Raw genomic sequence first — 10,248 nt, forward strand, 5'->3', positions numbered from 1 at the left:
AATTCGCCGTCGGGGCGGCGCACCAACTGGACGATCAGCTTCAGCTTCATTTTCCGGCGCACGGCGGTTTCGCCGAAGATCGTCTTGATGTCGAGCAGGCCGAGGCCGCGCACTTCGAGCAGGTTTTGCAGCAGCGGCGGGCAGCGACCTTCGACGAAATCGGGGCCGAGTCGCACGAAATCGACGGCGTCGTCGGCCACCAGGCCGTGGCCGCGGCTGATCAGTTCGAGGCCGAGCTCGCTCTTGCCGAGGCCCGAATCGCCGGTCAACAGCACGCCCATGCCGAGAATATCGAGGAACACGCCGTGCAGCGTGGCGCGCGGCGCGAGAATGCGCGACATGTAGAGGCGCAGGCTGTCGATCACGGCGGCGGCCGACATCGGCGTGGTGAACAGCGGGGTGGACGAGCGGGTGCAGCGCAGTACCAGTTCCGGCGGCGCGGCGGCACCGCCCGCGACCACCAGGAACGGCGGTTCGAGCGCGATCAGCTCGGCCATGTGGCGGGAGCGGTCTTCGTCGGTTTGTCGTTGGTAGTACTCGATTTCCGCTTCACCGAGCACCTGGATCCGGTTCGGATGGATCAGGTTCAAGTGGCCGACGAGATCGGCGCTCGAGGTGGCGTTGCCGACCGTCTCGGCCGAAAACCCGCGCTCCCAGCCTTCATGCCCCGTCAGCCAGCTCAGTTTGAGCATGGCTGCGTTGTCGTCGAAGATGCTCTGGGCGTTGATGCTGGACGTATCCATTGCGTGCGTCACTCCAAATGGCCGGTGCGGCAATAAGCCGGACGCTCTGCGGCGCCGGACCGGCTGCGGGCGGCAGGGCCGGGCGGTACGCGCCGCCCGTCGCGGGGAAGCCTTCCGCCCGAATCAGCTCAAGGTTGCCATTGAGTGAGGAGACGATGCAACTCGTTACGATCCGGTTCGGTGTGCAGGCGTTCGCGGGCCTCGCGATCGGACAGCAGTTGCGCGATTTCGGACAGGATCTCGAGGTGCTGCTGGGTGGCCTGTTCGGGCACCAGCAGGAAGATCAGGAGCGAGACGGGCTGACCATCCGGCGCTTCGAAGGGGATCGCCTCGGCCAGCCGGACGAAGCCGGCGAGCGGATGCTTGAGACCCTTGATGCGGCCGTGCGGAATGGCGACGCCTTCGCCGAGGCCAGTCGAGCCAAGACGCTCACGCGCGAACAGGTTGTCGGTGACGATACTGCGGCCGATGCCGTTCTGATTTTCGAAGATCAGACCGGCTTGTTCGAACACGCGTTTCTTGCTGGTGACGGAGAGGTCGATGACGACGTTCTCCAGTGGCAGGATTTTGGCTAGGCGATTCATGTTGACAGGCAGGGGGTGGCCTGGGGTCTCCTCGCGGCGGTAAACGAACGTTCCCTGTCGGGAAGCGGGTTGCCGGCACATCCCGGTAATAACCCGAACATTATAGAGCACGGACGTTCGCCTGGTGTGGCGTGATCGATCCGGTTCGTACGTGATACCGACAAGGCGTGGAACAAAAAAACCGCCCGTCGGAACGGGCGGTTTCGCTGGCGCGCGAGGCGCCGGATTTACTGCGGCGGCAACTCGATCTGATCGAGTACCGGTTGATGCTGATGCTTGATCGGTTCGTGTGCGTGAGTCTGCAGACGTTCCATGTGCTTGACCACCTGGCGGTCGAGCTTGTCGATCAACAGATCGATCGCCGCATACAGGCTGCCGTTGGCGCTTTCGACGAAGATATCCTTGCCCTTCAGATGCAGATTGATTTCTGCGCGCTGCTGCCTGTCCTTTTCCTTATGGTTGTCGACCGAGAGGATCACAGTGCCATCGATCACCTGATCGCTATGCCGTAACACCCTGTCGAGCTTGGTGATTACGTACTCGCGAATGGCAGGCGTCAAGTCGAGATGGTGTCCGCTGATCTTCAAGTTCATAGTGTTTCTCCATGCAGATGACCCCGGTGCATGTAGAGGCTATGTCTGCCGGCAGGGCGATCTCCGTGGGATCGGATGATGACGGAGCTGGCCTTGGGCGGACTATGCCTTCGACAGCGCGGCGGCCGGAAAACGCCCGCCGCAAGCAGCGGGCTACAGAGACTTGCGCAGATTGACTGCCGGGATCTTGAGGGCTTCGCGATATTTCGCAACTGTACGACGCGCGACCACGAACCCTTGTTCCGCCAGCAGTTCGGCTATTCGGCTGTCCGATAGAGGAGATTTCTGGTCTTCGGCTCCTATCAGTTGCTTGATGAGGGCGCGGATTGCCGTGGAAGAGGCAGCGCCCCCCGTGTCTGTCGAAACGTGCGACCCGAAGAAGTACTTAAATTCAAGAGTACCGAACGGGGTCAGCATGTACTTGCCGGTTGTCACACGGGAGACAGTCGACTCGTGTAGGCCCAGCGTATCAGCTATTTCCCGCAAAACCAAGGGGCGCATGGCAATTTCGCCGTGCGTAAAAAAGTTCTTCTGGCGCTCCACGATGGCCTGCGCGACACGCAGAATCGTCTCGAAACGCTGCTGGATATTCTTGATCAGCCAGCGTGCTTCCTGGAGCTGCTGCTTCAGCGATCCGGTGCTCGGATCGCCGCGGCTGTTGCGCAGGATGTTGGCGTACAGATGATTGATGCGCAGCTTCGGCACGACCTCCGGATTGAGCTCCGCGATCCAGTTCTGGCCGCTCTTGCGGACCATGATGTCGGGCACCACGTAGTCGGCTTCGGACTTGCCGTAGGCGGCGCCCGGGAACGGTTCGAGCGAGCGGATCAGCGCATGCGCGTCGCGCAGCTCGTCGTCGTTGGCCTTCAGGTGCTTGCGCAGCCGCGTGAAGTCGCGCGCGGCCAGCAGTTCGAGATGCTGCGAGACGATGTCGAGCGACAGCGAGCGCGTGGGGGACGGATCGAGCCGCAGCAGTTGCAGGCGCAGGCATTCGGAAGCCGAGCGCGCGCCGACGCCGGCCGGATCGAAGCTGTGCAGCAGCGCGAGCGCGGCGCCCAGCTCGTCCACATCCACTTCGAGTTCTTCGGGCAGGTCGGTCATGACCTCGTCGAGCGCCGCGCCGAGATAGCCGTCGTCGTCCAGCGATTCGATCAGGAACATGACGAGCGCGCGGTCGCGCGGGCCGGCCTGCGTGACGCGCAACTGCGATGAAAGATGCTCGCGCAGCGAGGTCGTGGCTTCCTGCACCTGCAGCGGCGGGAGATCGTCGTCATCGGAGGCGCTCGACGAGCGGCCGTAATCTTCCAGGTTCCACTGGCTCGAATCGCCGCCGTCGGATCCATAGGAGTCGTAATCGTCGCCGTTGCGCTCGTCGCGGTCCGATCGCTCGCTCGATGAATCCGAACTGCCGCTGCTCGACGAGCCGTTGCCGTGCATCGGCTCGGGTGCGGAGGACGGCGGGGCCTGCGGGATCAGCGTGCCGTCGGCACCCACGCGCAGCGGGCTCGCGAGCCACTCGTCGTTCTCGAGCAGCGGGTTCTGGGCGATGGCCATCGCGACTTCCTGCTGCAATTCGAGCGTCGACAGCTGCAGCAGCCGGATCGACTGCTGAAGCTGGGGCGTAAGCGCGAGGTGCTGCGACAGGCGAAGTTGGAGGCTGGCTTTCATGGCAAAAAGGAATCGTTACCTGAAGTTTGCCACGTAGGCGGCGCGTTGCGGGAGGCGGGATGACACGAAGATCGCGAGTGGCGCGCCCGCGCACCGTCGTGCGGGCGCATGGCCGCGCCGCGCGGCCGATCGCGCAGCGCCCGGATCGGCCGGGGTGTTCGGGGTGGGTGGCCGGGCGCCGGGCGGCGCCGCGGCGCCCGCTTACATGCGGAAATGCTCGCCGAGGTAGACGCGGCGGACGTTCTCGTTCTCGATGATGTCCTGCGGCGCGCCGGATGCGAGCACGGAGCCGTCGCTGATGATGTAGGCGTGGTCGCAAATGCCGAGCGTTTCGCGGACGTTGTGATCGGTGATCAGCACGCCGATGTTGCGCTGCTTCAGGAATTTGACGATCTTCTGGATTTCCAGCACCGCGATCGGATCGACGCCGGCGAACGGCTCGTCGAGCAGGATGAAGCTCGGGTTGCTGGCCAGCGCGCGGGCGATTTCCACGCGGCGGCGCTCGCCGCCCGACAGCGACAGCGCCGGGTTCTCGCGCAAGTGGGCGATCTGCAGCTCGTCGAGCAGCGCTTCGGTGCGCGAGGCGATCTCGTCCTTCGACAGCAGCTTGCCGTTGTCGCCATGCTGCAGTTCGAGCACGGCGCGGATGTTCTCCTCGACGGTCAGCTTGCGGAACACCGAGGCTTCCTGCGGCAGGTACGAGAGGCCCAGCGAGGCGCGCTTGTGGATCGGCAGCAGGCTGATCGGGCTGCCGTTCAGCGAGATGTCGCCGGCGTCGAGCGGCACCAGGCCGACGATCATGTAGAACGAGGTGGTCTTGCCGGCGCCGTTCGGGCCGAGCAGGCCGACCACTTCGCCGCTTTTCACGTCGAGCGAGACATCCTTGACGACGGTGCGCGAGCCATAGCGCTTCTTCAGGTTGCGGACCACGAGCGAGCTCGTGGTGCCGGCGGGCTGGCGGTTCGGCAGGGCGGTCACGGGTTCGACTCTCCCTGCATGGTGTTCGACGGCACGAGCGTGGCGCTGGCGCCGTTCAGCGGCGCCGGGCCGCCGTTCTTCGGCGAGAGCATCGCGCGCACGCGGCCGGTGGGGTTGCCCGGCGCGGCGACGTCGCTGCCGCCCTTGGCGGTGTAGAAGTCGCGCTGGCCGTCATACGTGATGACGCTGCCGTGGACCGTATCGCCCACGGTGGTCAGGCCTTGCAGGCGGCGCACGGTGGCATTGCGCGTGAGCGTGGTCAGGTCCTGCTTGCCGTCGTAATCGATGCGCTCGGCGTCGCCGTCGATGTACTCGTCGAGGCCTTCGCGCTTCTGGCGGAACGATGCATGCTTCTTGTTGCCGGCGGCCATGGTGGCCGTGGCGTACTGATAGCCCTGCGGATCCTGGCGAACCTCGACGCGATCGCCCTTGATCAGGATCGTGCCCTTGGTGATCACGACGTTGCCGGTGGCGACGGTGACCTGCTTGAGGTCGTCATAGGTGAGGTTGTCGGCCTCGACCTGGATCGGTTTGTTCTGGTCCGCTTTTTCCGCGTGCGCGAGCGGCGCGACGCCCGGGAGCGTCAGCGCGACGAGCGCCGCGGCGAGCCCTGCGCGGACAGCGCGGCGCGCGCTGCCGGAAGAAAAACAAGGGAACGATTCGTTCATGCAGTCACGCAAGCTGGGTTACTTGGATTGGCCGGAATGGCCGCCGGCGGAGTCGGACGCGGCGATCGTGCCGCGGACGTTGCCGTAAAGGTCGATGACCCGGGTGACATTGTTGTACTTCATGCCGTTGGTCGCGTTGGCGATCGACAAACCGCGCTGAAGTTTAACCGGCTTTTCGGTCTCGATCACATCGTCGTTGACCAGCACCCGGAAATGTTGGGAATCGGCTTCCATCGGCGGGTCGCCTGCGCCGGCCGCGCGCAGGATCTTCGCGTTGTCGTACAGATCGACGATCGAGACATCGCCGTTGACCGTGCCGCGCTGCGCCGTGGCCGTGACCACCGGCTTGCCGGGCTGGAACGCGCGCATGGCCGGCGCGGTGAGCAGGCTGGTCTCGTCGTCTTCGTAGTGCACCAGCTTGACGGCCGTCAGCCGGTATTGCGTCGCGCCGGATTGATCGAGCTCGGTGACCGAGAAGTTGTCGGCGAAGTAGTCGGGCGTGTGCGTTCTCGGACGCTCGACGCTCTCGCCCGGCGGCGGCAGCGTGGCCTGCAGCAGCCAGTAGGTGACGGCCGCCAGCACGGCGAGCGCCGCGATCGGCAGGAACGAGCTCAGGTGCAGCCGCTGCGACATGAATCAGGCTCCCAGCGCGGCGGCGAGCAGCGCGTCGTAGCGGCCCTGGGCGCGCAGGATGGTGTCGACCACTTCGCGTGCGGCGCCATAGCCGCCGCCGGTGGTGGACACGAAGTGCGCGCGCGCGAGCACGTCGGGATGCGCGTTGGCCGGCGCGGCCACGAAGCCGCAGCGCGTCATCACGCCGAGGTCGGGCCAGTCATCGCCCATGTAACCGCATTCATCCGACGAAACGCCGGTGGCCTGCAGCAATTCGGCGAACGCCGTCAGCTTGTGCTCGACGCCCTGGTACAGATGGCTGATGCGCAGTTCCTTGGCGCGCACGGCCACGATCTCCGAACGGCGGCCGGTGATGATGGCCGTGTCGATGCCGGCCTCGCGCAGCAGTTTCAGGCCGTGGCCATCCTGCGAATTGAACGACTTCATGGTGTCGCCGGCGGCCGTGAAGTGCAGGCCGCCGTCGGTCAGCACGCCGTCGACGTCGAAAATCATCAGCTTGACGCGGCTCGCGCGTTCGGCGGCCGTGGCGGAAGCAGCGGACATCAGATCACCTTATTCGAGAACAAATCGTGCATGTTGAGCGCGCCGATCAGCACGCCGTCGGGATCGGTCACCAGCATCTGATTGATTCGGTGGCGCTCCATCAGTTCCACGGCTTCGACCGCCAGATGGTCGGGGGCGATGGTGCGCGGGTGGCGGGTCATCACGTCGCCGATCGGCAGGCGGCGGAAATCGCCGTCGCGTTCGAGCACGCGGCGCAGGTCGCCGTCGGTGAAGATGCCGGCGACATGGTCGTGCTGGTCGACCACCACGGTCATGCCCATCCGCTTGGCGGTGATCTGGAACAGCGCGTCGGAGAGTGTCGCGTCGAGCCGCACGATCGGCACTTCGTCGCCGGTGCGCATCACGTCGCGCACGTGGGTCAGCAGGCGCCGGCCCAGCGAGCCGCCCGGGTGCGAGCGCGCGAAATCGTTGGGACCGAAGCCGCGCGCGTCGAGCACGACCACGGCGAGCGCGTCGCCGAGTGCGAGCGCGGCGGTGGTGCTGGCGGTGGGCGCGAGGTTCAGCGAGCACGCTTCCTTCTCGACCCCGGCATACAGATGGATGTCCGACAACTGGCCGAGGCTCGATTGCGGCCGGCCCGTCATGGCGATCAGCTTGGCGCCGAGCCGCTTGATCAGCGGCAGGATCGCGACGAGCTCCTGCGATTCGCCCGAATTCGAAATCGCGATGAAGACATCATCGGCGGTTACCATGCCGAGGTCGCCATGGCTCGCTTCGGCCGGATGGACAAAGAACGCCGGGGTGCCGGTGCTGGCCAGCGTGGCGGCGATCTTGCGGGCGATATGCCCGGATTTGCCGATGCCGGACACGACCACGCGGCCGCGACAATTCAGCAGCAGGCCGACGGCGCCGACGAATTCTCCGTCGAGCTGGTCACGCAATGCGCGTACCGCATCCGCCTCGATGTCGAGAACGTCGCGGGCGAGCGCAAGCGCCCGGTCATCATTGATTTTCGCTATCATGCGCGGAGTATAACAAAGGCGTTTGTTCGCCGCGCCGGGTGCTGGAACCGCGCTCCCGACGGAGTCCTGTCCTCGCCCATCGAGTCGCCCCCGTGGCGGCCCCACCCGCGTTCGCCTGTCGCGACGCCCTGACGAACGAGGATCCTTCGCACGTGATTTCCCCGCTCGAAATGACGCTCCTGCTGCTGCTGGCTTCAGTGGTGGGGGTCGTCGTGTTCCGCTCGCTGAACCTGCCGCCGATGCTCGGTTATCTGACCGTGGGCATCGTTGTCGGCCCGCACGCGCTCGGTTTTGCCGGCGATCTGGAGCGGGCCGAGCATCTGGCCGAATTCGGCGTGGTGTTCCTGATGTTCTCGATCGGCCTGGAATTCTCGCTGGCCAAGCTGCGCGCGATGCAGCGGCTGGTGTTCGGGCTCGGGCTGGCGCAGGTGGTGGTCACGCTCGCGGTGGCGGTGCTGCTCGGTTTCGCGTTCGAGCATTGGGTTCATATCACGTGGCAGGGCAGCATCGCGCTCGGCGGCGCGCTGGCGATGTCGTCGACGGCGATCGTCTCGAAGATGCTGGCCGAACGGCTCGAAATCGAGACCGAGCACGGCCGCAACATCTTCGGCGTGCTGTTGTTCCAGGATCTGGCCGTGGTGCCGCTGCTGATCGTGATTTCGGCGTTCGGCGGCGAATCGTCGAAGGATCTGGCGGTCACGCTGGGCCTGGCGGCGGTCAAGATCGTGGTGGCGCTCACGCTGCTGCTGTTCGTCGGCCAGAAATTCATGACGCGCTGGTTCAACGTGGTCGCCCGGCGCCGCTCGCAGGAACTGTTCGTGCTGAACCTGTTGCTCGTCACGCTCGGCGCGGCGTTCATCACGGACAAATTCGGGCTGTCGCTCGCGCTCGGCGCGTTCATCGCCGGCATGCTGATTTCCGAAACGCCGTACCGCCATCAGGTGGAAGAGGACATCAAGCCGTTCCGCGACGTGCTGCTCGGCCTGTTCTTCGTGACCACCGGGATGCTGCTCGACCCGCGCGTGATCTGGGAGCATCCGTTCCTGGTGCTGGGGTTCTTCGCCGGCCAGGTGCTGCTGAAGGCGGCCACCATCACCGGGCTCGCGCGGCTGTTCGGCGCCACGCCGGGCGTGGCGATCCGCACCGGGCTCGGGCTCGCGCAGGCCGGCGAGTTCGGTTTCGTGATGCTGAATCTGATCCTCGACCGCCATCTGGTCGATTCGACGCTGCTGCAGGCGATCCTCGCCTCGATGCTGCTGTCGATGCTGGCCGCGCCGTTCCTGATCCAGAACGCGGACCGGATCGTGATGCGCGTGTCGTCGACGGAATGGATGCAGCAATCGCTGCAAATGACCCGCATCGCCACGCAAAGCCTCAAGCAGCAGGGCCACGTGATCATCTGCGGCTACGGCCGGGCGGGCCAGAACCTGGCGCGGATGCTCGAACAGGAAGGCCTCGCCTACGTTGCGCTCGATCTGGATCCCGACCGCGTGGCCGCCGCCGCCGCGGCCGGCGAATCGGTGGTGTTCGGCGACGCGGCGCGGCGCGAATCGCTGCTCGCGGCCGGTATCCACCGCGCGGCGGCGGTGGCGATCACCTATGCGAACACGCCGTCCGCGCTGCGCGTGCTGCATCACGTCCATGAACTCGAACCGACGCTGCCGGCGATCGTGCGCACGGTGGACGACGCCGACCTCGAAAAGCTGCTCGCCTCGGGCGCGACCGAGGTGATCCCGGAGATCGTCGAGGGCAGCCTGATGCTGGCGTCGCACACGCTGGTGCTGATGGGCGTGCCGATGCGGCGGGTGGTGCGCCGGGTGGAAGAAATGCGCGATGCGCGCTACAGCCTGCTGCGCGGCTATTTCCGCGGCGCCGACGACGCGGACGACGACGACCACGAGCAGGTGCGGCTACAATCGGTGCCGGTCGATGCGCGCTCGGATGCGGTCGGCCGCTCCCTCGAGGAGATCGGGCTGTATGCGCTCGGGCTGGAGGTGACGGCGATCCGGCGGCACGGCATTCGCGGTGTGGAGCCGGACCCGGATACCAAGCTGCGCGCGGCCGACATTCTCGTGCTGCGCGGCTTGCCGGAAGCGCTGTCGATGGCCGAGGAACGGCTGTCGCGCACGCGCCGGGAGGGTGGTCAGGCCGCCTGAGCCTGTCGGATCGGCGCGCTGCCGGTGCGCGCTTTTCACCGGTCCGGCCCTCGATTCGTCAACCCAATTTGCCTGAACGGCGCGCGCCTTCGCCAGCCGTTGTTTCGGAGAAGTTCATGAGCCACCAGCCGTCGGGCGTGTCGCCCGATCCCGCCGAGTTCGTCCGCCGCCATGTGCGCACGGTGTCGGACTGGCCGCAGCCGGGCGTGCAGTTCCGCGACATCACCCCGATCCTGCAGAGCGCGAAGGCGCTGCGCGTGCTGATCGACCTGCTGGTGGAGCGCTACGTGGGCGCCAAGCTCGATTACGTGGCCGGGCTGGACGCGCGCGGTTTCATCATTGCGCCGATCGTCGCCTACGAGCTGAACATCGGCTTCGTGCCGATCCGCAAGGTCGGCAAGCTGCCGTACAAGACCCAATCCGAATCGTACGAGCTCGAATACGGCAGCGCGACGGTCGAGATCCACGAAGATGCCTGCCAGCCGGGCGACCGCGTGATCATCGTCGACGACCTGATCGCGACGGGCGGCACCATGATGGCCGGCAAGAAGCTGCTCGAACGGCTCGGCGCGACGGTGGTGGAGGGCGCGGCGATCATCGATCTGCCCGACCTCGGCGGCTCGGCGCTGCTGCGCGGCGCCGGTCTGCCGCTCTATACGGTGACGGAGTTTCCGGGCCACTGAACGTGGCCCGAGCGCC

At 66.0% G+C, this 10,248-nt stretch carries 10 protein-coding genes and 1 pseudogene; 2 read left to right on the plus strand and 9 right to left on the minus strand.

Going from position 1 to position 10,248, the window contains the following annotated elements; translation table 11 throughout:
* The 9 genes and pseudogenes from hprK to kdsD form a co-directional block, all read right to left on the minus strand.
* On the minus strand, positions 1–743 hold a 743-nt coding region (gene hprK / locus ACYP33_RS29130), incomplete at its 3' end, for an HPr(Ser) kinase/phosphatase (protein WP_459624832.1).
* A gap of 128 nt (positions 744–871) precedes the next feature.
* Positions 872–1,428, minus strand: a pseudogene (locus ACYP33_RS29135) (PTS sugar transporter subunit IIA).
* Positions 1,429–1,554: 126 nt separating this feature from the next.
* Positions 1,555–1,920, minus strand: a complete 366-nt coding sequence (hpf, locus tag ACYP33_RS29140; protein ID WP_414443114.1) for a ribosome hibernation-promoting factor, HPF/YfiA family — start codon at positions 1,918–1,920, stop codon at positions 1,555–1,557.
* 153 nt (positions 1,921–2,073) lie between these two features.
* On the minus strand, positions 2,074–3,588 hold the full coding sequence (locus ACYP33_RS29145; RefSeq protein ID WP_459624833.1) for an RNA polymerase factor sigma-54: 1,515 nt from the start codon (positions 3,586–3,588) through the stop codon (positions 2,074–2,076).
* A 201-nt stretch (positions 3,589–3,789) separates the two neighbouring features.
* Positions 3,790–4,566 carry an LPS export ABC transporter ATP-binding protein gene (lptB, locus tag ACYP33_RS29150; RefSeq protein ID WP_414443112.1) on the minus strand — a complete coding sequence of 259 codons (777 nt, stop codon included), beginning with the start codon at positions 4,564–4,566 and terminating at the stop codon, positions 3,790–3,792.
* Positions 4,563–5,234 carry a lipopolysaccharide transport periplasmic protein LptA gene (lptA, locus tag ACYP33_RS29155; RefSeq protein WP_414443111.1) on the minus strand — a complete coding sequence of 224 codons (672 nt, stop codon included), beginning with the start codon at positions 5,232–5,234 and terminating at the stop codon, positions 4,563–4,565. Before lptA ends, lptB begins: the two co-directional genes overlap by 4 nt.
* Before the next feature lie 18 nt (positions 5,235–5,252).
* On the minus strand, positions 5,253–5,867 hold the full coding sequence (lptC, locus tag ACYP33_RS29160) for an LPS export ABC transporter periplasmic protein LptC (protein ID WP_414450970.1): 615 nt from the start codon (positions 5,865–5,867) through the stop codon (positions 5,253–5,255).
* A gap of 3 nt (positions 5,868–5,870) precedes the next feature.
* Complete coding sequence (locus tag ACYP33_RS29165; RefSeq protein ID WP_414450971.1) at positions 5,871–6,410, minus strand: KdsC family phosphatase; 540 nt, start codon at positions 6,408–6,410, stop codon at positions 5,871–5,873.
* Complete coding sequence (kdsD, locus tag ACYP33_RS29170) at positions 6,410–7,393, minus strand: arabinose 5-phosphate isomerase KdsD (RefSeq protein WP_414443108.1); 984 nt, start codon at positions 7,391–7,393, stop codon at positions 6,410–6,412. Before kdsD ends, ACYP33_RS29165 begins: the two co-directional genes overlap by 1 nt.
* 152 nt (positions 7,394–7,545) lie before the next feature.
* Between kdsD and ACYP33_RS29175 the strand changes: the two genes are divergently transcribed.
* Positions 7,546–9,549: a monovalent cation:proton antiporter-2 (CPA2) family protein gene (locus tag ACYP33_RS29175; protein WP_414443107.1), complete on the plus strand. Its 2,004-nt coding sequence runs from the start codon at positions 7,546–7,548 to the stop codon at positions 9,547–9,549.
* A 116-nt stretch (positions 9,550–9,665) separates the two neighbouring features.
* Positions 9,666–10,232 (plus strand): adenine phosphoribosyltransferase, encoded by a 567-nt coding sequence (locus tag ACYP33_RS29180; protein WP_414443106.1) that lies wholly within the window; start codon positions 9,666–9,668, stop codon positions 10,230–10,232.
* The last annotated feature ends 16 nt before the right edge of the window (positions 10,233–10,248 follow it).

This window comes from Burkholderia sp. 3C (assembly GCF_054589155.1).

What these genes read in the sequence shown, in the direction of transcription:
- hpf (WP_414443114.1), bottom strand. Translation starts at nt 1,920, where the DNA reads ATGAACTTGAAGATCAGCGGACACCATCTCGACTTGACGCCTGCCATT.
- ACYP33_RS29145 (WP_459624833.1), bottom strand. Translation starts at nt 3,588, where the DNA reads ATGAAAGCCAGCCTCCAACTTCGCCTGTCGCAGCACCTCGCGCTTACG.
- lptA (WP_414443111.1), bottom strand. Translation starts at nt 5,234, where the DNA reads ATGAACGAATCGTTCCCTTGTTTTTCTTCCGGCAGCGCGCGCCGCGCT.
- lptC (WP_414450970.1), bottom strand. Translation starts at nt 5,867, where the DNA reads ATGTCGCAGCGGCTGCACCTGAGCTCGTTCCTGCCGATCGCGGCGCTC.
- ACYP33_RS29165 (WP_414450971.1), bottom strand. Translation starts at nt 6,410, where the DNA reads ATGTCCGCTGCTTCCGCCACGGCCGCCGAACGCGCGAGCCGCGTCAAG.
- kdsD (WP_414443108.1), bottom strand. Translation starts at nt 7,393, where the DNA reads ATGATAGCGAAAATCAATGATGACCGGGCGCTTGCGCTCGCCCGCGAC.
- ACYP33_RS29180 (WP_414443106.1), top strand. Translation starts at nt 9,666, where the DNA reads ATGAGCCACCAGCCGTCGGGCGTGTCGCCCGATCCCGCCGAGTTCGTC.